Below are 20,423 nucleotides of genomic sequence, written 5' to 3' on the forward strand. Positions count from 1 at the left end.
TTTGGTTATAAGTCATGGGAATTAAAGGAAATCGAAAATTAACCGTGACTAAATATTAGTGGAATGCTAGAAGTCTTCAAATGAATATGTGGGTTTGATCTCAAATCCAAAATCCGAGATTGATTGACTTATTGAGGGCTAATTTGCACTTTAATTTTTACTCTTGTGTGTGTATCTGGTAGTTTTACTGTCAAGGTATGAGCATCGAAGTTGAAGTAAGGTTCGCCATCGATTTCACAGGTAGTAATCTTGATACTTCCTGGAGGTAAGATATCTGGTGAGACTCGTAAGATGCGATCGCCAAATCCTCCGGGTAAGGGACAAAAGTAAAGATTCATTGGCTGTTTAGCAATCAACAAATTGGTGTAAACTGCCGCTAAGTAGCATAGTTCGGTGGAGTGATAAGCACTCATGGAGTGGCTACCTTTAAATCTTTCGGTTCCCATCAAAAATGGGACACCGCTTGCTAGGGTGTTAAAGAAAATTCCCCCGTCATCATGGTCGAGAAAATGGGCATTGTAAAATGCTGCTGCTTCACGGGCATGGCGCAGATAGTCAGGATTTTGAGTTATGCCGTGCAGAATAAGATAGGCTAAAATAGCTTGTTCTTGCTGCCACCAAGCTTTGCGATCGTGCCAAACTAAGCGATGTTGTTCCGCCCCTTCTTCTAAAAGTCGCTCAACAACATCATACCAGCCACCTCGTTGAGTATCACTACCGACTGCGGGCATTATATAAGCAATTTTTTCTGCCCAACTCAGATATTCTTTTTTGGGTTTAAAGCTTTGCATCCGCATCAAGTTCCAGGCAATTTTTAAGTTATGCCCAATTACGCCTCGATTCTGCTGCCAACCCCAAGTATGATCATGGCTCCAATCTGCGTAAAATTTCTCTTGCACAAAGGGGCTATTGTCGTAATCTGGAAAATATTTCTCAATGGTGTCAAAGGTGTACTCTAGCATATCGGCATATTTCTGTTTACCAGTTGCCAACCACAAGTTAATTAAATAAGCAGGAGCATGATCACCAACTGAGTTCCAATTTTTCCGCGCCTGATTATGACCCAGAGATACTGCACGCGGATCTAAGGTGATGGGGTCGATGTGGGAGAAATAGCCACCAAATTTAGGATCTAAGAAGAATCTGTCAAACAAGTCTATGGTCATGTCTGCATCTTGGAGAATGCGCGGATCTCCGGTGATGCGATAAGTTTGAATTGGCCCAGCCAAGGCATAGATTTGTTCGTAAGCGGGGATTGCGTCGTAGTCGTCACCAAACTCTGAGGTGAGTAGTTTTTGCTCTCGATTTCCTGTAACTTTGATGCCGTGGTACCAGTAAATTAAATTTTCATCAGGGTCATAAAACCTCATGTGTTCACGCAGGTATTCTGTACCTTTTTCCGCACCTTCAAGAAAGCGGTCTTCTCCGGTCATGAGGTAAGCAGAAGCAAAACCATATACTAAACGAGAAATAGTATCTGTTTCTTGTAAGTAGTCATCATCACGCTTTTTCACCCCTGTGGCTCTCAAAAAAGTCCGATAATCTTGATAATCAATTTCATTTTGCGGATAACCAAACTGCCAATATAGGTAACTGTCAGCAATTGAACGGACTTGCTGAATCCACCAGTCCGGTTCTTCATGACGATATTGACCAGGAGCATCACCTGGAAAGACTAAGGATTTAACTTCAAATTTATAACCATCGCTTTGTGGGTAAAAAATGCCATAGGCAAAGACGTGCTGACCAGCACTGAGAAGTTCAGCCAGCCTTTGGGTCGCGTCGATGTAAGACTCACCTAAATTTTGGGTAATCCGCCCCCAGGTGGTAGGGGTAAGATATGCTTTATACTCTCGTCCATCTGATGTTTTGATGCCAAAGCTTTGTTCACTGCGATTCAAGTGTGTTACATAGCCTGCGATCGCATCAGAAAATAAAAAACTCATACGTTCCATAATTGATCCCCAAAATTATTGGATAAAATGTCTAAACCACCAGTTTTTTACCCAAAATTAACTGCTAATTGTGATTTATAGGGCAGTATGGTTATATTTGAGCAACAATTGCCTGTCTAGGTGTCTGTTTTTCCATCTCTGCAACAAACACTTCCATAAACTGATCAACCATACCCGGATGTTTGCCTGTAATTAAATTGCCATCTATCACTAGTTCAGCAGTGCTATCACCTTCGTATATAATTTCAGCACCGGCATTTTCTACATCACATATAATGTTATGAGCGCAGGTTACTTGCCGATTTTTTAACAAGCTAGGATCAGCGCATAACAGCCATAAGCTATGACAAATCGTGCCTATTTTTAAATTTTCTGTATCCATAGCTTTTCTCAGAAAAACAACGGCAGGCGCTTGATTTTTCTGCCCTTTTTTTACAGAAACCTGATATCTTAGGCGATCCATTGCATAAGCTCCAATACATATTACACCTTTGTAATCTGCTGGATGAATATCATTGACTTCTGTTGTAACTATGACGTGATCTTCAACTATCCCCGTATCAGGATTACTACCAAAAGTTAATTGTGGATTACCCCAAAGGTGAGAAACATACTCTACTTGATATCCCTTTTGTGGAAAATATTCGTTGAATTTCCGAAATTCTGTTTGGTCGAAATGCTCCTCAATCAGAACAGCAATTTTGCCTTTAATTGATTCCCCGATTTTACTGTTGACTACAGCTTTAACAGTTGGCGACTTCATATAAATTACCTTGAATGTTCCTGTTAGACAGTAATCAGCTTTAACAACTCAGGTGCAGCAAATACATCACGGTAAAAAGTTAATTGCTCACTCTTGAAATAACAACCTCCTCGATGTCCACGTCTGACCCAACAAACCATACCTTTGGCAATTGTTTCATTGGTTTCATCATCTTCACATTTCCATTCAAAGTGAACAAATTCACCCCAAAACTGCACGATTGGCCAACACATACTGACATGAGGTTGAGCAATTAATGCCCACCAATGTTGTTCTCGCTCTTTTTGTTCTTCTAGTCCGTAAAATGGCCCATCTTGACAGAAATATACTAAGTCATGGCGATATTCACCTGTCAAAATATCACCTCTACCTTGTCGGAGTGCCTCACAATGAGTAGGCCACCATTCTTTATTTTCCTGTTCTATTTGCTCTAGAGGATAATCAATACTAATCTGCGGTATTGTGGCTTCTTTCATCTGGACAAATTTCTCACCTTGCTGAATTAGTTTTTGCTTGACTTCATCAGCAACTAACCCAGGACGAGAATAGTCAGCCGCTAGTTCTTTGTAGTAATTAGTCCGCTTAATCATTCTTTTCTCCTTAATGGTACTAGAAATATATCAAATGGAATCTTGGCGATCGCGGCAAGTTATAATTGTTTGCGCTGCAATGCCATTGAACGTTTTTGTTTCAAGGCTGTCGGTATACCTAATGCTGCTAAAGCTAGTAAACCTATGACATTTGTAGGTTCATCAACGGTAGCCCTAGCTTGACTAGGAACAAAAGTTAGCGCCTGACCATTGAGATTTGGATATTGAGCAAAGACATCAATGAGTTCTCCAGTCGCGCCGTTAAAGCGGACAACGCTTCCGGTTCCTGTGCTACTAACGTATAGGTTTCCATCTGGCCCAAAGCCAATACCTCTGGGACGACTTAATCTCGGTCTTCCTTGTTCGTCTATACCAGCGTCGAGGACGGCTAGTAACTCTCCAGTTTGGCTATCATAACGGCGAACTGTTCCAACAGAGTTAGCGTTGCCAAAGGGATATTCACTACTAACATAGATGTCGCCATCCGGGCCAACGATTAAATCTAGGGGGCTGAGTTCCAGGTCGTTGACAAAATTAGAATTTAGTAGTTCTCCAGTTTGACCGTTGAACTTTAAAATTGTACCTCCGCCGGAACTGGTAGCGGGATTAGCTCCATTTCCTAAATAAAAGTTCCCATCTAGTCCAAATGCGAATCCTCTGGGAAATTCGACTAGATTTGGTGGGATAAAGAAATCAATGAACTCCCCTGTTTGTCCATTGAAGCGGGCGATAGTTCCGAGGGAACGAGCGCCTACATAATAATTACCGTCAGGCCCAAATACTGAACCACCAGGATTGAGATTTGGGAAAGAAGCAAATGTGCCTAAGAAAGCTCCTGTAGTGGCGTTGTAAGTCAGAACTCTATTATCGCCACTATTAACGTAAACAACATTTTCGCCTGACTCTCTCAAGAGAATATCTCTAGGGTCAGTTACACCGCCACCAACTGTAAATTGTCCTAGAAATGCACCAGTTTGACCATCAAATCGCAGTACTTGACTGTTGCCATTAGTTGCGGCACTAGTGACAACTATGTCTGATCCGATTAGAGATGTTGCTTGTGCTGGTAAAGTATGCAGAATTATTGTTGTTGCCAAACAACTTACCCAACCTAAACAACTTTTCCAAGATGTATAAAGTTGGTTGTTTGTCGAAATGGGAGGATGACCCTTGCTATCTCTCACTAACCCACTACGAGAATAGTTAGTAGCTAATTCTTTGTAGTCATAGATGCGCTTTACCATCATTTTCACCTTGATAGTAATGGAAATTTATCAACCCAGATTTAGAAGCCAAATGCTAAAAATCCTCCATCTACTGCAATGCACTGCCCAGTGATGTAAGTTGCGCTGGGCATACATAGAAATGCTACTAAACCTGCTATTTCTTCTGGTTCACCCACACGCTTTAAGGGAGTACCAGCTAAAACTCCTGCCAATACCTCTGGGTTGTTCAATAAAGGTTCAGTGAGTGGTGTACGAATGAACCAGGGGGCAACAGTGTTGACACGGATATGATCGTCTGCCCATTCTACAGCTAAGGATTTAGTCAGTTGTACAAGTGCTGCTTTGCTCATCCCATAAGGTGCGCCGGTGCGAATTGAGGTTAAGCCAGCTACGGAACCTACATTCACAATGCTGCTATTGTCACCAGCTTTGAGCAATGGGTAAACTAATCGGCACATTTCAAATACGGATCTGACATTCGTCTGGAAAATATGGTCGTACTCTTCGGCTGTGTATTCCACAGCTTTCTTACGGATATTCGTACCCACATTATTGATGAGAATATCTAGTCCAGATAACTTCTGTCCAACTTGATCAAAAATCAGCTGACGACCCTGGGAAGTTGCTACATCGGCAGCAATGCCATGTGCAAGCCATCCTTGAGATTGCCAAGACTGAAGTTGCTGCTCAATTGCTTCTGAATTACGGGCAACAATCATTATCTCTGCACCAAGTCCGAGAAATTCAGCCGCGATCGCCTGTCCAATGCCTTTGGTGGCTCCGGTAATTAAAGCTTTCTTTCCCTGTAGTGTCCAGCGTTGGCTGATTGTCTGTGCCAATGAGTTAGTCATGGTGTCAATGGGTTTTTGTGGGCGTTTGAATGACAAACGCCCATGAATAGTTTTATTGTTGAGCGTTGCGGAGGTCAGTTGCCGTGATTCCTTCCATCGCCAAACCATATCCTATGCCTTCGTTGACTAAGCGCTTAATGCGTTGGGTGAGGGCAACACGGGTGTAGCGCAGAGTCAAGGTAGGTTGTTTTGCTAGTTGTCTTGCCAATTCCCAAGCACGCTCCATTAATCGAGAAGCAGGTAAAACTTCATTGACAACTCCTAATTCATAGGCTTGCTGGGCAGTTAGGGTTTCTTGGGTCAAGAGGAAGTAACGCCCGCGGGAGGGGCCTAAAACCAATGGCCACAGCACATGAACGCCATCACCTGGAACAATGCCGGCATTGAGGTGAGGCATATCCTGAAAAGTGGCATTGTCAGACGCAAGAATAATGTCTGTGGTGAGGATGTATTCGGTGTGCAGTAGGGCGGGGCCATTGACGGCTGAGATCATGGGAACTTCGATATCGAGGAGGTTTTGCAGTACTTTTTTGCCTTCCCAAAAAGTCTTGTCCCATTCACGGGGATTAGTGACATCGCCTAGACTGTTGAAATCAATTTGAGCCATCCAGGAATCTCCTGTGCCTGTCAAGATAACAACGCGATTGTCGCGATCGCTGCTGATGTCATAAAAAGCATTGGGAAACTCTCTGTGAGTTTGTCCAGTGAAAACGAATGGCCCATTATTTGTGTGCATTCTGACTTCTAAAATCCCGGTTTCGTCGTCACGACGGAAGTTCAGATTTTCGTATTTTGTGAAATAAGCTGGTCGAGTTGCAGTCATCATTTGTTTAATTCTCCGAAGTTTATCTCAGCCAACAAAATCTAAGGTAGTCGCAACAGCCAATGTTTTAGTTGTCTGCGCCATTCATATCTGGTATGTTTTGCCAGAATCTTATGGAGGTTAACCAAGAATTTCATTTAGGACACCAAAGCAACCAGCGGCTTTGTTGAATCCTGCATAGACGCACATGAATAGTAGGATCTCCTCGATTTCTTCACGAGTTGCCCCTTGCTTCATAGCCATGTTGACATGGGCAGCAAAAGGACTACCAGACCCTACTTGATCTTGATTAACAACATCAACAGCGATTGTGATTAAAGCTTTGGTTTTTTGGTCAATTAAGGGCAAACCCCAAGCTTCACCTGCTACACGGGTACAAAAATCGCCAAATTTTGGGTTGATGTCCTTCAAAGCAATTTGAAGGTCTAGATCGTCTAAGACTGCATTTTTTTCCAACATGGAAACCTCCAAATATTATATTTTAATTTGTAGTAGATGGCAGTTCATAATCTACTTTATTAATTTCATATACTCTCACGTTTGGTTCTCCATTAATAAATTCAGGAAATTTCTGCATTAGTATTTCTAGATAAGGAGTTTTTAGATGAAATTTTAATGCTTCTTGACTCTTCCATTCTTCAAAAAATATAAAATGATTACGAAGATTTGAATCTTCATAAAAACTGTAGCTAATCACGCCTGATTCTGCAATTGTCTGCTGAAAAACAGAAGTAGAAAGCTCTAAAAAATCTTCTCTTTTATCAGGTTTGATGTTGAATCTTGCTGCCACTACTATCGGCACATCTGCTTTTTTTATTGTAGCTTTTGCTTGCTGTTTCATATAGATTAAGTTAATGCTTAAAACAATTAAAACAACAGCAAATATTTCCCAAGATAATTTAATGATATCTCCAGAATTATCAAGTATTTGATTTAACATAATTTACATCCTACTAAAATTTGTTTTTTGAATTATATAGTCTGACAATTTCAACTTTCATGACAGCTAAATGTTTATTGCGATTCACCTGATGCTGATTTTAATTTCTAGATACGGCTGAATTTTTGTGTTGTTATGAGGTGGAATTATAGCTTTCGCACCTCTGTTTTAAATGATGTAAATAACAACAATGCTACTAGTACAACAAGGCAAAAGTAAAAAGGCAAAAGGCAAAAGTAAAAAGAAAGAATAGTTATCCCACCAGCCTTTTAGCAATTCCAGATAGCCTGTTTATTTCCACTGTGCTGTACTAGTAATTCAGAGTTCTCTTGAACCACTTTGGTAAGATACCTAACTTTTTACTTGTCAGCACAGCGATTCCTTGCGGGAAGCTATTTTCAACTGATGGAAGTGGTAAGGGTGAGGTATCTACTTCATTTAAAGTGCCATCTCGGTTCACTTTGAGTATATGTAGCCCGTTACCCTCAACTATATTGGGCGAGGTTCGACGAGTAATGACTTGTATAAATTCTTCTTTTTCGTCCAAAGCTAGGTTTGTTGCACCACCAGCCCCTCTCAGTGTTACTTTTTGAATTTCTACTGGTGTGGTTGGATCTACAAGACTATAGACACTAACACTGTTGTCAACTGTGTTTGCTGTATAAAGACGGGTTCCGGCTCTGTTAGTAATAATCCAGCATGGCGCTTGACCTGAAGTCGGTACAGTCTTGAGAAAGTTGAGCGCTCCTGTAACTGGATTGTAGATGTAGACTCCGACTTTATTGATTGTGACAAAACCCACATACAAAATTGGTCTTACTGGATGAATCTGGAGTCCCAATGGGAAAGATGGTCGTCCAGTCCCTGCGAATTCTGATGCTGGAAGTGGTAGTGGTGAATTCAAACTCTCTAACAGACGACCCTGGGGCAGAATCCTCCAAGACCGCAACACGCCTGCAAATTGGTCTGCACCAAATAGCAGTTGTTTGTTTCTGGAGACTAGAGCTTGAGTTGGGTCAGAGCCTGTGGGAAGCGCGACAGTAGAACCTGGAACTGGAATGAGTTGGCCTCTGGGAGTGATACGGAAGACAGTGTAGTTAGGCAAGGAATTGCTTGCTTCTTGGGAAGGGTTTTGAGGATCTCGATTCTTATTGACTACAAACAGGAAATCATTTGCCAAACCGACGCTGACTGGGTTTACTCCACCAGAAGGAAATGGTGAACCAGGTACTGGAGTAAGACTGCCATCGGGATTAATATCAAAGACTGCGATCGTGTTTGATCCTGAATTAACAGCAAAGAGGCGAGTATGTCTAGGGTTAATGACAATGTTCTGATCAGAGCTAAAGATTTGCAGAGTTCTAAAGCCGGGATCAGCTGAAATTCCTGCACCTCCAGTGAGAAAAGGGGAATTTGGTAATGGTGTTAATTTGCCATTGGCATCACGTAGGAAACCAAGAATAGAGTTACTATTTCTAATTGGAATGTTGCTTTCTGTATAAACGATACTAGTCAGAGGATGCCGATAAGCATAGGCAGAATAATTGGGAAATGCACCTATCAGTACAGCAGCAATGAAACCAGTGATTAAGCAAACTATGCGAAGCCATTGTTTGGCTTGGCGATTGCTTTGAAAGGAAATCATGAATTTCTCCTAATTAATTATCGGCAAGAAGTTTTCTAGAGAAGCTGTTCACTGCGGTAGAAACTCAGATTATGAATTAGCCTTTTGATAGTAATTTTTGGCGTTGCTGATTGGTGGAATGATTTTTATTTCGTGCAAAGATGCGAAGAAAATTTAGGCTGTTTCTAGGTCGCTTTTGTGTAACTCCGAATTTTTAACCCATGAGAACTCCCAATAAATATGGGGGTATAAGGGTATAAAAAGTGTTTCTTCTATATTTTGTTAGTGCGCTGCTGCGCTAGTTGAAGGCTTTCAATTTGCATGGATACTTGTAAGTAAAGTGTCTCTAGGCAGACATCTCTAATCAGCATAGTGCTGCGATGATAACAAAAGTCGGCGTTGCTGATTGAGGGGATGATTTTTGTCTCACGCATAGACGCGGCAGCAGCTTCCCGCAGGGTAGGCGCAAAGAGTAAGAGTTTTAAAAGTGGAATTTTATGATTTCATCCCGCATTTATGCAACGCCAAAAGTCTTAGTGTAATTTGCGTTGTCTAGCTATACAAAGATAAAGATATGAGTGATTGTTTGGTCAGTATCAGTTCATGTAGGTCACTGGCAAGTAGTATTTAAACAAAAGTTAAGCCCAAATTTCATCCAACGATTTTGTCCATTTCTATGAAACCTAAAACTTGATGCTAAAAGCATTATGGTGCAGTAGTTTAAGTTTTTCAACTTGATAGAAAATCAGTAATATGGCAAAATGCTTGCCAAAAAACTAGGATTTTTGCCGGATCAAGAAAGCGGAGTTACTAATTTTGGATAAAGTCGAGCTTAAAGTATATGCAGTCTTTATCCAGCAAAAATTCTGTTTTTACTCGCCTGGGATAAATGCTCCCATAAATAGCAATATTAGTCAATCAAGAGTTAATAAAATCTTGGAACTTGTTGATAAATATAATAAAAAAATAATATTTGCCAGGATAGTATGAGAGCTAATAAATTAGCTTAACTATAAATTATATTTTTCTTAACTTGCCGATAAATATGATCAGTTATGTTTGACTTGAGTATATATTAAATAGCTAAATTAGCTTGTATTTAGAATTACTATATTTAATATCTGTCTTATAAATAATTCCTGATAGGAATTAAAAATCCTCTTATTCTATAGGGCTTCAAGCCCTTTTAAAAATGAATCATCTGGAATTAAGTACGAAATTATTAAGTATTTCACGACTTCATTTACACATAACTTAATGTAGATTCTCAATAGTGAAAGCATATATATTCTTTATAAGAATTTAGCATCCAGAATACGGAAATTAGAAGTGATGAATGTTTGATGACTTATACTTCTAGATTATGAGGCTATCTGCCTAGCAAAACCTTCGTTTATTAATCACTCTGCATTCTGATTCCTGGAATATTACTATTTTCCTATATCCTTAAATAGATTAATTAGTAACATTTACATTGCCAGCACAAGTAAGTTTATAGTAGCTTGTAGAATTCGTTTGAAGGAATTTTGCTTCACCATTTGAATGGCTATGTTGACATCAAACCATTCTCGCTGTCTTTGTCCTGCTTCGGGATAATCTTCACTTAACACTTCAACTAACAATAAATACATCTGCACTTGATAGATTTTGCCGCGTTTGCGATATCTGTAACTACCTACGGCGTTAACATCTACTTGCCCAATGATCCCGGCTTCTTCCCAGGCTTCTTTGGCTGCGGAAGCAGGTGGACTCATACCTTTAGTAATTCCGCCTTTGGGAATTACCCAATTGTGGCGATCGCCTCCGGCGCTGCGCTCCGCACAATCACGGGTTGTAATCAGTAAGATTTCGATGTTGCCGTTCTGCACTCTATAAGGAATGACTCCCGACTGTTGGAAGATTTTGCTGATTTTCTGATTCATGAACTTTTTGGATGAGTGTCATTATAAAACGAAGCAAGAGGTGATTTTAGCTAAGTCTCATTTTTATACAGCTATTAGGCATCTACTATAAGACAGAAAGCTTTGAGAAGTAAAAAGTGAAAAAATCGATAAATTAAGCCGTTTAAAACCACTATTCTTTCTTTTAACTTTTAAATTTTAACTTTTGCCTTATTACTTCATGCTGGCTTATGATCTAAACGAATAGCTGCCTCTAGAGCCGATTTTTCTTTGGCGCGGCGAGCATAAGGCTGTAATTGAGCGCGATCGCCACCTGTCAAAATACTCAATTCTTCCAAATTCATCCCTCGCATTAACATTTCTACACACCAGGTTTGTTGTGCTTGAACAATTTCTGGTGGTTTACCTTGGGGTGTTAGCAGTTCCTGAGTCCAAACTTCCCAACGTTGCAGCAATTCTGACTCAGAAATGGGATTACCTACATTGTCAATAAACATAGCAGGATGATGATCCTTACGACTTTTGAGCCATTTAATTAAAGGATTGTTGGTGTATGAACCGTAGTGTTTGCCCAAAATCCACTGATTTGCCGGGACTTGACGGGGTAAACCTGGGGTGGTGATTTGCAAAATTAGGCCTTGGGGATCGGATATTTGGTGCGATCGCTGCAAACCAACTATCTCAGGAACGGATAAGCCGGCACCAAATAACAGGTATGCTAAAGCATAGTCTTGTATTCCTGACTTCCTAGAATTTTGCAAAATTTTATGCACTAAAATCGCAGGTAAATCTTCTACTTCTTGGGTAATGACGGCTTCTCTTGCTAATTGGGGAGCAGCGGACATTGCTCCGTGTAAAAACAACTCCACTAAATTCTCTAAAAAGTCATCTCGATCTTCCCACAGTTCATGAAATTCGCTGGTAAATTCAATCACCGCATATCCCAAAATCATGCCATTGAGTAAACTGGCTAGTTTTTCTGCTGGTAGATAGGTGTTGATGTCTCCTTGTTGGATTAAGGTTGCTAAATATTGCGCTACATAGCGGTTGGCTTCGGTTAATCCTCTTCCCAATGCTCGGCGGTTTTCGGCGGGAAATTGGTCTGCTTCACCCACTACAGACCTCACAAACTCCGGGACTCGTTCTAATGTATGTAAGCTATCACTTGCATAATCTTTCAGAGCTTGATAAACGTTGCCAGGAGGAGTAGCCCGCCTAACTAAGGATTCTCCCAAATCCTTAAAAGCTGCTGATTCTTCTAACACCGCTAAAAGTAGCCCATGTTTATTTCCGAAATGGCGAAACAGCGTCACTTCATTGACTTCAGCTTTTTCGGCAATTTGGCGGGTAGTAGTACTACTAACTCCTTGAGTAGTAAATAGTTCTAGTGCCGATTGAATAAGACGTTGACGGGCTGAAATAGATTGAGATGCCATAAGAAATAATGCAAGTGCCACTTGCATAAAATACCAATAGTTGTTACGATGCCTAATGTAAGTGATACTTGCTTAAGTCCACTGTAACGAACTAGTCTACAGAATGGAAAAATTTATTGGGGAAGTTTACCCACATCCCAAGCAAATCACTTCATGATCCATCAACGGAAATGTTTATGACTGCAAAATATCTGGCGGTTGCTCCTGAGACAGGAAATTCACCTCGCCTGAGATGGGTGAATGTGGCTTTTTTTGCTACTATTCATGTCTTAGCTCTGTTGGCTCCTTGGTTTTTTTCTTGGTCAGCGCTAGGATTGCTGGTGTTTCTCCATTGGCTGTTTGGGAGTATTGGCATTTGCTTAGGATATCATCGACTGTTAAGCCATCGGAGTTTCCAAGTACCCAAGTGGTTAGAATATGCGATCGCCTTGATCGGAGCCTTAGCACTTCAAGGTGGTCCGATTTTTTGGATTGGTGGACACCGCCAGCACCACGCCCATACAGAAGATATCAACTTAGATCCTTACTCTGCCAAGCGGGGATTTTGGTGGAGCCATCTACTATGGATTATGTATCCCCGTTCTGAGTTTTTTGATTATGAAATCTATAAGAAATATGCGCCTGACCTGGAAAGACAACCTTACTATCGCTGGTTAGATCGCTACTTTTTATTATTGCAAATTCCCTTGGGAATATTGCTGTATGCTTTGGGCGGTTGGTCTTTTGTAGTTTATGGAATGTTTGTCCGTGCAGTCTTATTGTGGCACTCCACTTGGTTTGTCAATTCTGCATCACATATTTGGGGTTATCGTACCTTCGATGCCAATGATGAAGCACGTAATTTGTGGTGGGTATCGCTGCTAACTCATGGAGAAGGTTGGCACAACAACCATCATACTTTTCCTCACGTAGCCAAAGCTGGTTTCCAGTGGTGGGAAATTGATATCACTTGGTGGAGTATTAAAACTTTAAAAGCATTGGGTTTAGCGAAAAAAGTTATCTTACCACCAGCACAAGCACGTCAAAGATGAATTAGCTCATAGTAGCCAAGTAAACTTCTGGCAGAATAACAATAATAGTGGCCAGACGAAAATCATTAATATTGCGGGTGACGATTGCTTTTATAATTGCTGATTTAGCAAAGGCATGAGTCACCCCATCCTCAAAATTATTTAATTAGATTATGGCAACTTATAACTAGCAACCCGCACAGTTAATTTCCCCTGAACAGGATTTTGACTAAATATAAATGCTCCTTCTTCCCTTTCGCCATCAGACAAAAAATCAATTTGTTGTTCTCCTGTTTCAACCACTTGATCAGCAATTTTTAATTCAGCAATAATTTGCACTGATTCAGCAGTTTCAGCACCAGTATTGATTATTTCAAAAGGAACATAAAATTTCCCATCAATTTCTCGAATCATCTGTTTTTGATTTAGCGATAAAATGGGAGGCTGATTTTTTTCATTCAGCCACATATACCCTACTAAGCTAATAACAACTGCAAGAATAGATGAAGCAATCCCGAATGTTATCCATTCAGCTAGAGAACGTTCTGGTTGTGTTTCTGTTTCCATCATATTGCTAACCTACCTGCCGCGCCGCCAATAGTTGCCGGTAATCCCAATACTAAAGTATGTTCTAACCACATCGTCCAAGGGTCAGATAAAGTTAGCTTTTGGAAGAAAAATAGCATTATTCCACTTGCTAGTAAAGATACTAAATAAGATATAGTAGTTTCACTTAATGGACGCTGAAAAATACCTTTTTGCTGCCTACGTTTTTTCTGGTCGGAAAACCCAGCTTGAAAGACAATAGCGTAGGAAATTACTAAAGATGCAGCCATGATTGCTAATAGCCAAGGTGGAGAAATTGCGGCAGCTAACATAGGAACCTGAAGGGGTGACAAAAAAGTTATAAAGCAGACTGGATAAGAGTCATAGCCCGTAGACCTTGTTGAAAATATGGCAGTTTACTGGGCTTGAGGCGCATCAATTCATGAGCTAAATCAGCCCAAAATTCCATTGCCCCTACCCATAACTGACCATACAAACCAATCCAAAAAGCACTATGTCGGCGGTGCAATCGTTGTAACTCCTTCAGACGACCAACATATTTTTGTAGTCCAGAGGAGCGAGAATTACGACCAACTAAAATAGCACAAGTATAGGCAATAGCAATTAATAAAATCAGTGCTATCAAACGTTGACCATCAGCATAAGTAGATTCGAGATTATACCCTCCAGTTTTACAATCTTTAAACATGGCTTCGATACCACTCCGCAACTTAAATGCTTTAATGGCATCTTTGAGACTATCAAGGTTAGTTAATAAAAACCAGCCAGCAGGCTCAACAACTCCACGATATTTGCGCTTGTAATATCCGGCGAGATTAAAATTGGCAAACCCTTTCTGTTTAGTTGCTTGAATCCCTGTCAAAAAAAACGAGATGCCAGGAGTTAATCCCAAAGATTGTAAGCGTTGGTGTGATTGGTTTTCTTGCCGAATATAAGTACCTTGTTTCTGACGCAATACAAAGTCAATGCCCTTGCTATGTAACCAATTTGCTAGTTTTATACTGTGGAATTCTCTATCTCCCAGTACCAGCATTTGATATCCCTTAAATAACTGCAATAGTGGACGAATTAATTTTTTCTGCTCTCCCAAATTGCTACATCCTTTTTTAGGTAACAATAGCCAGTACACAGGTATTGCTCTTTTTTGTTCTATTAAACTAATTACAAATACATTTTGTGAACGCCATTGTGTTCTATCAATCGCAAATATTAGCCGTTTCTCTCCTCTTTTCAGACTATTTTTCACCCATCGTTTGAGCAGGGGAAACCACAGATATGGAATCGACAACTGAGGTAGTAGTAAAAATCTTTGTATACTCCGCCTCCGACTTTCAAATTTTATCGGTTGTGGAAATACTGTTGCTAGTTTCTCAATTGTCACAGTTTTATGAAATTGCAATAGCATTAGTAAGATTTCTAGCATCTTGTACTGTGCGGGTGTCAGTACATTTTGAAAGCAGTTTTGGTAGAATTTAGGTAACATTATCATTTGATAGGTCTTGTTGAGAATACCTGACCTATCTTTTTTTACCCCAAAACGGTCACGCTCCTCTATTTTCTTGGCTTCAGCCGCTTTGTCACCCCTTCAGCATAGGAACTTCATCAGTTGGGGCAATATTAAAAGCAATCACAATTGCACCTATCACTGTTGCACCTAAATCAGCTAATGTGGCGTGCAAATTATTTTGCTGATGTTTGCTATTACCATTACCTTTATGACTATCTGATGTAGAATTATTTTGATTACCTGCTTGGAGAAACTGGTTAGCTAATGCCACACCCAGAGTAAATGGAACACCTTCATAGACAATTTTTCCTAGGGATTCTTTTAATGATGTTTCTGGGGTGATTTCTTGCAATAACCACAACATAAACGCAGAACAAACAAATCCAATTGCCATTGCTTCTACAGTATCTATTGCGGCTTCATCAAGTCGCCAGGCATTTCTGCGCTTACGAAAACCATCTGTATAATTGAGTAAAAAAACTACAATAAACATGAAGGCGATCGCCATTGCTGTTAATCTTGGTTTTGCGAGTGAGCCAATCCACCATACTTCCATAGTATAGATTAGAGGAATCCCAAATAAAAAACCTCCACAAATACCACGTACAATATCATTTATTTCTTGTTTCCAACTATTTTTATCTTGTTTTTTAGCCACTACTAATATGTACCTGATTATTTGATTTTCAGATTTTTATATGTTGTAATATTTCTCATGAATAGATACTTTTCACATCTATCGTTGGTTATTTTATAAATATATTATTTAACTACTTCTTTTGATAGATAGACAAAAAATTGCTTTTTAGTGGTGTAAATGTAAAATTTATTCCTAAATTTACTTTAGGAATAAAGATCGAATATACAGCCTATTCTTCAGAATTCTAGCTCCTAAATTTTCAATTCTGTAGTAGTTCGCAATCTTCATGATTGAGCAACCAACGCTTACGCTCTAACCCTCCTGCATAACCAGTCAGTGCAGCATTCGCGCCAACAACTCGATGACAAGGAAGTACAAGTGCGATGGGATTAAGTGAATTTGCCATCCCAACAGCGCGATAAGCCTTTGGCTTACCAATTCTTGCGGCTAACTCAGCATAAGCAATGGTTGTACCCCAAGGAATTGTTCGCAATGCAAGCCACACTTGCTGTTGAAACACAGTTCCACCAGTACTGATGGGAATATTATTTAAACTTGTGCGATCGCCATCAAAATAAGCTTGAATTTGATTACTAAAACCTTGGGGATTTTTGAGATACTGAAAATCAAAACTGCCATAACGCTTATTAAGCAACTTCAGCATTCTTGGCTCATAATCAGCAAAGTCCAGAGCGCAAAGTTTTTCCCTATTCGTGACAATTAAAATTGTGCCAATCGCGGAATTGATTTTGTCAATTACTAATTGCATATTTTATTGAGTACTCACATCGCAGAAATAATTGTACCTGACAAAATTTGAACGCCGGAAATCAGCGCTCAAACTTTGTGCTTTGTTGTTAGTCATTTGTCTTGATAAAAAACAAATGACTCATGACCATGTTCAATAGAGAATGTGCAACTTGAACCCACACCAGCTTACTTATCTGCGATTGCGGCATTGTAGGGGGTAACGATTCCCTCGCCATGTTGTCCAACCATCAGCAATCTTGGTACGACTGTTGTATCTCAGATACCAATTATCTTGCTCTGCACCTAAATAACGAATACCTAAATCCTGTTTTCGGCTGTTGGAAAAACGCTTTGCTAAAGGAACCCACGCACTACCGTTGTCACTAAATCGCCCAACCAGACGCACGCCTGAAGTAGTAGAGCAGACATCTCCACTACAACTAGTTTGTGGATCATCTACTACCTTCCATTGCATTCGGGCTGGTCTACCGTCAATATTACAATCCCACAACCCAAAGAACCACTCGCCAGCAATTTGGCTGGCTTTAGCATGACTCGATATCAATACCAAACTTGCGGGAACAATCGCCAAGCCCAAAAGCAACTTTGTGATGTTTTTCATTTTGCTGTACCTGTATTTAAGGCTAGTCTGTACTTTCTATTCACTTATATGTATTGGTATTCCTAATTTATGCAGCTAATTACAAAATCAAAAATAAATATCAATACCTTAGCCAATTGACGAGTATGAAGATTGATGAACTACCTTGCCTCTCCGCTTTAGCAAAGGTATTAGTCTACTGAATTTATTTTATGACTTAAGATAATTTTCAGTTAAACTAACTTGTATTTAAGATTACAACTACTGAAATACTAAATTTGCAGGTAATTAACCTTCCCTGCTAACAAGGAGACATCATGATTTTAAGTCGCAATCAACGTGCTGTAGGCGTATTTACTGATCGTCGAAACGTAGAACAGGCACTTTATGAATTGAGAGATATTGGTTTAGCGATGGATCAAGTCTCTGTAGTTGTAAAGAATGCAGATGAACCTGAAATTAAAGAATATAAGCATGATAAGGCTGACGAAGGTGCAACCGTAGGAGGACTTTCAGGGGGCGCTGTTGGCAGTTTGATAGTTTTTATAATTTAAATAAGGTAGCTATATGAGAATATTAATTTAATGAAGAAGCTGTTGTTTATCTGTAGTCAAAATAAGTTGCGAAGTCCTACTGCTGAGGCGGTGTTTGCTGAATATGAAGGACTAGAAACTGACTCAGCAGGGTTAGATCACCACGCGGAAGTTCCAGTTTCCACAGAAGCTATTGAATGGGCTGATATTATTTTTGTGATGGAACAGTCCCATAAACGCAAATTGACAAAAAATTTTCAACCTTTTCTCAAAGGTAAAAAAGTTATTTGTTTAGATATACTAGATGAATTTGCATATATGGAACCAGCTTTAATTGAGATATTAGAGAAAAAAGTGCTGCCTTTATTAGGGACTTATTAAATAAGAGCAGCTAATATAGCGGTTTAAATTACAGTGCGAGATACAAATCATCTTCGACTATTTATCTGAACACTCTACAATAATCACTATATTCTGCACATTTTCCCGACAAAAAATGTTATTTACCAGAGCAATAGGTGTTAATTTCACTAACTATTGCACTTTCATCACTACTACTCTTTTTTAAAGATGCTAAAGAAGCATTGGCTGCTTTGAGATTTTTTTTATCAAAAGCTGTAGCGGTATCACGAAAACCCTTACTCGTATCCTGATATAACTTAAGAAAGCGTCCCTGAAAGCCTTGCAGTTTTTCATCTTTAACTTCTAATGCTTTCATTTCATTAGCCAAAGTGTCTATTTTACCTGCAACTTCAGTTAAGGCTTTAGAACCTTTTTCTTTTGGCGGATTTTTGCTCAATTCTTGACTTAATGTTACTGCTTGATTAGCAACTTTGATTATTTTATTGCATTGAGCTACTTTGCTTTCGCCGCAACCTGTAAATATAACGGCGATCGCTGCTGTTGTGGAAAGTATAATAGTTCTTCTAACAATACTTTGCATTTTTTGGGTCTCCTACATATATCTTAATCTCAGACAATAGGCAGATAAAGCAAATCAGTCACAGCAAAAATACTTCTGAAAGCTATGGGTTTTAAATAATGATTTAACTTTTGCGTCTAACTTACTTTTCGCCCTGCTAAGTTATACTGCATGTTTCTGAAGATGCGTATTTAAGGTAACAAATTTAACAAAACTTAAAGTTATACTTTTCGTTTAGCAAAATCACAGGCGATCGCTTGACTATCAGAAGCTTTTAATTTGTTCTTTGTCAACACTAATGACAAGCTTCTGATAAGTTATGGTATTTGGATGTATTTTGGCTTAGTTGATCAAACTTGATGTAAATCTTAATTAATTAAGATGATTTGTTATAAAAAGAAATCTTTTTTATAAGAACACAAACAGGTGTATTGAAGAGTATAAATTTTTTGTGTTCTTTTTATAGACTTTTTGTGAAAATTAAATACTTTAATCAGAAGAAAAAACGCTGAATTCTATAATCCAAACATTTGCAAAACTTCGCGCAAAATTCTTGTTTGATATAACCTTTGGGAAAAATGACGCAACGCGACTACCAAAATATAGATTTATAAACTTGTAATTAAAAATTGATATTTCAGAAGGAGTAAATTATATGTGGAAAATCCAAAATATAGCTATTGTCAGTGGTAGCGCTGTGTTGATGACACTGGGAATCCATACCTCTGCAATGGCAGCAATTTTGTATGATGTTACTGACTTGGGTTCGATATTATCCGCTGTGGATATCAACGATCATGGTCAGGTAGTTGGTAGTTACAATAGTCAGGCTGTTGTTTGGAGCCAAAAGGATGGATTAATTCAGTTAGGTAATCTTCCTGGAAGAAATTATAGTTATGCCAGGGCTATTAATAATAATGGTCAAGTAGTAGGTGTCTCTAGGTTTGCGGCTGTGTTATGGGATAGTAATGGGAATATAACTGATATTGGTTCTGAGATAGATGCCTATTATGGTGTTGGCGTTGTAAGTACTCCCTACGATATCAATGATCATGGTCAGGTAATTGTAGAACACGGCATAGGGAATAGTATTTTGTGGAGCCAAGACACAGGTGTAGTAGAAATTGCACCAATACAGCTAGAGCCTTTTGCCTATAGAATAAACAATCATGGTCAGATAGTGGGTGCAGCAGTAGGTGGTGCTTTTTTGTGGACTCAACAAACAGGATTGACTTTGTTTAACCTCCTTCCAGGTGAAGATAGATATTTACCAACAGGTATCAACCATGTTGGACAAGTCATATTTTTCTGGGAAAAAGATGCAACAACCAGAGGGTTTTTATGGAGTCAAGAAAGCGGTAGAGTTGATATTAGCTTTTTAGACGATAGTACTGATATTTACCCTAATGCCATTAATGATTCTGGCCAAGTAGTTGGAGATACTAGTAATGGTGCTTTTTTCTGGAGCGAAAGCACAGGCACCCTTAATTTAGATACTCTAACAGATCCAAGTTTAGGATGGAACTTTAATTCTGCGATCACCATTAATAATAAAGGGCAAATTCTTGCCCAAGGTTACAACGGTCAGAGTTACGGTTCTGTCTTACTAACTCCCAGAAATGCTGAACCTGTACCAGAACCAATCACAATGGGAGGTACGTTGTTAGCAGGAGTTGGTTTAGCTTATTTGCGTCGTCAACGTCGTTTGCGTTCTTCTCAAGTTACAGAATAATAACGCTAAGAATAGGTTTGGGGTATGAGACGAACTTTTTGCTTATACTCGT

20 protein-coding genes and 2 pseudogenes are annotated in these 20,423 nt (G+C 39.4%); 4 read left to right on the forward strand and 18 right to left on the reverse strand.

What is annotated here, in order from left to right; genetic code table 11:
* Nucleotides 1–128: 128 nt before the first annotated feature.
* From NOS7107_RS15915 to NOS7107_RS15965, 11 genes are all read right to left on the reverse strand, one after another.
* A complete protein-coding gene (locus NOS7107_RS15915) occupies nucleotides 129–1,955 on the reverse strand; it encodes an AGE family epimerase/isomerase (protein WP_015113985.1) in 1,827 nt (608 codons plus the stop codon).
* A 91-nt stretch (nucleotides 1,956–2,046) separates the two neighbouring features.
* Complete coding sequence (locus NOS7107_RS15920) at nucleotides 2,047–2,718, reverse strand: DJ-1/PfpI family protein (protein ID WP_015113986.1); 672 nt, start codon at nucleotides 2,716–2,718, stop codon at nucleotides 2,047–2,049.
* A gap of 23 nt (nucleotides 2,719–2,741) precedes the next feature.
* A complete protein-coding gene (locus NOS7107_RS15925; RefSeq protein WP_015113987.1) occupies nucleotides 2,742–3,308 on the reverse strand; it encodes a hypothetical protein in 567 nt (188 codons plus the stop codon).
* Nucleotides 3,309–3,367: 59 nt separating this feature from the next.
* A complete protein-coding gene (locus NOS7107_RS15930) occupies nucleotides 3,368–4,555 on the reverse strand; it encodes a hypothetical protein (RefSeq protein WP_157374049.1) in 1,188 nt (395 codons plus the stop codon).
* A gap of 38 nt (nucleotides 4,556–4,593) precedes the next feature.
* Nucleotides 4,594–5,385 (reverse strand): SDR family oxidoreductase, encoded by a 792-nt coding sequence (locus NOS7107_RS15935; protein WP_044500034.1) that lies wholly within the window; start codon nucleotides 5,383–5,385, stop codon nucleotides 4,594–4,596.
* Nucleotides 5,386–5,437: 52 nt separating this feature from the next.
* A complete protein-coding gene (locus tag NOS7107_RS15940; RefSeq protein ID WP_015113990.1) occupies nucleotides 5,438–6,211 on the reverse strand; it encodes an enoyl-CoA hydratase/isomerase family protein in 774 nt (257 codons plus the stop codon).
* A gap of 117 nt (nucleotides 6,212–6,328) precedes the next feature.
* Nucleotides 6,329–6,667: a carboxymuconolactone decarboxylase family protein gene (locus tag NOS7107_RS15945; protein WP_015113991.1), complete on the reverse strand. Its 339-nt coding sequence runs from the start codon at nucleotides 6,665–6,667 to the stop codon at nucleotides 6,329–6,331.
* 22 nt (nucleotides 6,668–6,689) lie between these two features.
* Entirely contained in the window at nucleotides 6,690–7,148 is a 459-nt protein-coding gene (locus NOS7107_RS15950) for a putative quinol monooxygenase (RefSeq protein WP_015113992.1), read from the reverse strand.
* A 310-nt stretch (nucleotides 7,149–7,458) separates the two neighbouring features.
* The gene (locus tag NOS7107_RS15955) at nucleotides 7,459–8,793 is read right to left on the reverse strand and encodes a beta-propeller fold lactonase family protein (RefSeq protein ID WP_015113993.1); all 1,335 of its coding nucleotides are present in this window, start codon (nucleotides 8,791–8,793) and stop codon (nucleotides 7,459–7,461) included.
* Between the two features lie 1,448 nt (nucleotides 8,794–10,241).
* Nucleotides 10,242–10,694: an NUDIX hydrolase gene (locus tag NOS7107_RS15960; RefSeq protein WP_015113994.1), complete on the reverse strand. Its 453-nt coding sequence runs from the start codon at nucleotides 10,692–10,694 to the stop codon at nucleotides 10,242–10,244.
* Between the two features lie 197 nt (nucleotides 10,695–10,891).
* Nucleotides 10,892–12,109, reverse strand: a complete 1,218-nt coding sequence (locus tag NOS7107_RS15965; protein ID WP_044500854.1) for a TetR family transcriptional regulator — start codon at nucleotides 12,107–12,109, stop codon at nucleotides 10,892–10,894.
* A 176-nt stretch (nucleotides 12,110–12,285) separates the two neighbouring features.
* On the opposite strand from NOS7107_RS15965, the gene NOS7107_RS15970 reads away from it, so the two are divergent.
* Entirely contained in the window at nucleotides 12,286–13,140 is an 855-nt protein-coding gene (locus NOS7107_RS15970) for an acyl-CoA desaturase (RefSeq protein ID WP_015113996.1), read from the forward strand.
* Between the two features lie 150 nt (nucleotides 13,141–13,290).
* Here the strand turns inward: NOS7107_RS15970 and NOS7107_RS15975 are convergent, their stop codons facing one another.
* The 6 genes and pseudogenes from NOS7107_RS15975 to NOS7107_RS16000 all read right to left on the reverse strand — a co-directional run bounded on the left by NOS7107_RS15975 (nucleotide 13,291) and on the right by NOS7107_RS16000 (nucleotide 17,205).
* On the reverse strand, nucleotides 13,291–13,689 hold the full coding sequence (locus NOS7107_RS15975; protein WP_015113997.1) for a TIGR02588 family protein: 399 nt from the start codon (nucleotides 13,687–13,689) through the stop codon (nucleotides 13,291–13,293).
* A pseudogene (locus NOS7107_RS15980) lies at nucleotides 13,686–14,018 on the reverse strand (DUF2391 family protein); the annotation flags it as partial. The gene NOS7107_RS15975 and the pseudogene NOS7107_RS15980, both read right to left, overlap by 4 nt.
* A 5-nt stretch (nucleotides 14,019–14,023) precedes the next feature.
* The gene (locus tag NOS7107_RS15985) at nucleotides 14,024–15,169 is read right to left on the reverse strand and encodes an IS4 family transposase (protein WP_015110984.1); all 1,146 of its coding nucleotides are present in this window, start codon (nucleotides 15,167–15,169) and stop codon (nucleotides 14,024–14,026) included.
* A 103-nt stretch (nucleotides 15,170–15,272) separates the two neighbouring features.
* Nucleotides 15,273–15,851: pseudogene (locus tag NOS7107_RS15990) on the reverse strand (TIGR02587 family membrane protein); the annotation flags it as partial.
* 241 nt (nucleotides 15,852–16,092) lie between these two features.
* A complete protein-coding gene (locus NOS7107_RS15995) occupies nucleotides 16,093–16,602 on the reverse strand; it encodes a methylated-DNA--[protein]-cysteine S-methyltransferase (protein WP_015113998.1) in 510 nt (169 codons plus the stop codon).
* Nucleotides 16,603–16,773: 171 nt separating this feature from the next.
* Nucleotides 16,774–17,205: a DUF6006 family protein gene (locus NOS7107_RS16000; protein ID WP_015113999.1), complete on the reverse strand. Its 432-nt coding sequence runs from the start codon at nucleotides 17,203–17,205 to the stop codon at nucleotides 16,774–16,776.
* Nucleotides 17,206–17,501: 296 nt separating this feature from the next.
* Here NOS7107_RS16000 and NOS7107_RS16005 point away from each other — a divergent pair, with 296 nt between their 5' ends.
* Nucleotides 17,502–17,738, forward strand: a complete 237-nt coding sequence (locus NOS7107_RS16005) for a hypothetical protein (protein WP_015114000.1) — start codon at nucleotides 17,502–17,504, stop codon at nucleotides 17,736–17,738.
* Between the two features lie 30 nt (nucleotides 17,739–17,768).
* Nucleotides 17,769–18,098: a low molecular weight protein tyrosine phosphatase family protein gene (locus tag NOS7107_RS16010; protein WP_015114001.1), complete on the forward strand. Its 330-nt coding sequence runs from the start codon at nucleotides 17,769–17,771 to the stop codon at nucleotides 18,096–18,098.
* 118 nt (nucleotides 18,099–18,216) lie between these two features.
* Here NOS7107_RS16010 and NOS7107_RS16015 read toward each other — a convergent pair whose 3' ends face one another.
* Nucleotides 18,217–18,660, reverse strand: a complete 444-nt coding sequence (locus tag NOS7107_RS16015) for a hypothetical protein (protein ID WP_015114002.1) — start codon at nucleotides 18,658–18,660, stop codon at nucleotides 18,217–18,219.
* Between the two features lie 634 nt (nucleotides 18,661–19,294).
* Between NOS7107_RS16015 and NOS7107_RS16020 the strand changes: the two genes are divergently transcribed.
* Entirely contained in the window at nucleotides 19,295–20,371 is a 1,077-nt protein-coding gene (locus tag NOS7107_RS16020; RefSeq protein WP_015114003.1) for a PEP-CTERM sorting domain-containing protein, read from the forward strand.
* Nucleotides 20,372–20,423 lie beyond the last annotated feature (52 nt).

Source organism: Nostoc sp. PCC 7107, assembly GCF_000316625.1.
Lineage (GTDB): Bacteria > Cyanobacteriota > Cyanobacteriia > Cyanobacteriales > Nostocaceae > Nostoc_B.

Bases quoted from the DNA above. Each gene is read 5' to 3' on its own strand.
- NOS7107_RS15965 (WP_044500854.1), bottom strand. From the start codon at position 12,109: ATGGCATCTCAATCTATTTCAGCCCGTCAACGTCTTATTCAATCGGCA.
- NOS7107_RS16005 (WP_015114000.1), top strand. From the start codon at position 17,502: ATGATTTTAAGTCGCAATCAACGTGCTGTAGGCGTATTTACTGATCGT.
- NOS7107_RS15985 (WP_015110984.1), bottom strand. From the start codon at position 15,169: ATGTTACCTAAATTCTACCAAAACTGCTTTCAAAATGTACTGACACCC.
- NOS7107_RS15950 (WP_015113992.1), bottom strand. From the start codon at position 7,148: ATGTTAAATCAAATACTTGATAATTCTGGAGATATCATTAAATTATCT.
- NOS7107_RS15955 (WP_015113993.1), bottom strand. From the start codon at position 8,793: ATGATTTCCTTTCAAAGCAATCGCCAAGCCAAACAATGGCTTCGCATA.
- NOS7107_RS15935 (WP_044500034.1), bottom strand. From the start codon at position 5,385: ATGACTAACTCATTGGCACAGACAATCAGCCAACGCTGGACACTACAG.
- NOS7107_RS16000 (WP_015113999.1), bottom strand. From the start codon at position 17,205: ATGAAAAACATCACAAAGTTGCTTTTGGGCTTGGCGATTGTTCCCGCA.
- NOS7107_RS15940 (WP_015113990.1), bottom strand. From the start codon at position 6,211: ATGATGACTGCAACTCGACCAGCTTATTTCACAAAATACGAAAATCTG.
- NOS7107_RS16010 (WP_015114001.1), top strand. From the start codon at position 17,769: ATGAAGAAGCTGTTGTTTATCTGTAGTCAAAATAAGTTGCGAAGTCCT.
- NOS7107_RS15995 (WP_015113998.1), bottom strand. From the start codon at position 16,602: ATGCAATTAGTAATTGACAAAATCAATTCCGCGATTGGCACAATTTTA.
- NOS7107_RS16015 (WP_015114002.1), bottom strand. From the start codon at position 18,660: ATGCAAAGTATTGTTAGAAGAACTATTATACTTTCCACAACAGCAGCG.
- NOS7107_RS15915 (WP_015113985.1), bottom strand. From the start codon at position 1,955: ATGGAACGTATGAGTTTTTTATTTTCTGATGCGATCGCAGGCTATGTA.
- NOS7107_RS15945 (WP_015113991.1), bottom strand. From the start codon at position 6,667: ATGTTGGAAAAAAATGCAGTCTTAGACGATCTAGACCTTCAAATTGCT.
- NOS7107_RS15925 (WP_015113987.1), bottom strand. From the start codon at position 3,308: ATGATTAAGCGGACTAATTACTACAAAGAACTAGCGGCTGACTATTCT.
- NOS7107_RS15930 (WP_157374049.1), bottom strand. From the start codon at position 4,555: ATGATGGTAAAGCGCATCTATGACTACAAAGAATTAGCTACTAACTAT.
- NOS7107_RS16020 (WP_015114003.1), top strand. From the start codon at position 19,295: ATGTGGAAAATCCAAAATATAGCTATTGTCAGTGGTAGCGCTGTGTTG.
- NOS7107_RS15960 (WP_015113994.1), bottom strand. From the start codon at position 10,694: ATGAATCAGAAAATCAGCAAAATCTTCCAACAGTCGGGAGTCATTCCT.
- NOS7107_RS15920 (WP_015113986.1), bottom strand. From the start codon at position 2,718: ATGAAGTCGCCAACTGTTAAAGCTGTAGTCAACAGTAAAATCGGGGAA.
- NOS7107_RS15970 (WP_015113996.1), top strand. From the start codon at position 12,286: ATGACTGCAAAATATCTGGCGGTTGCTCCTGAGACAGGAAATTCACCT.
- NOS7107_RS15975 (WP_015113997.1), bottom strand. From the start codon at position 13,689: ATGATGGAAACAGAAACACAACCAGAACGTTCTCTAGCTGAATGGATA.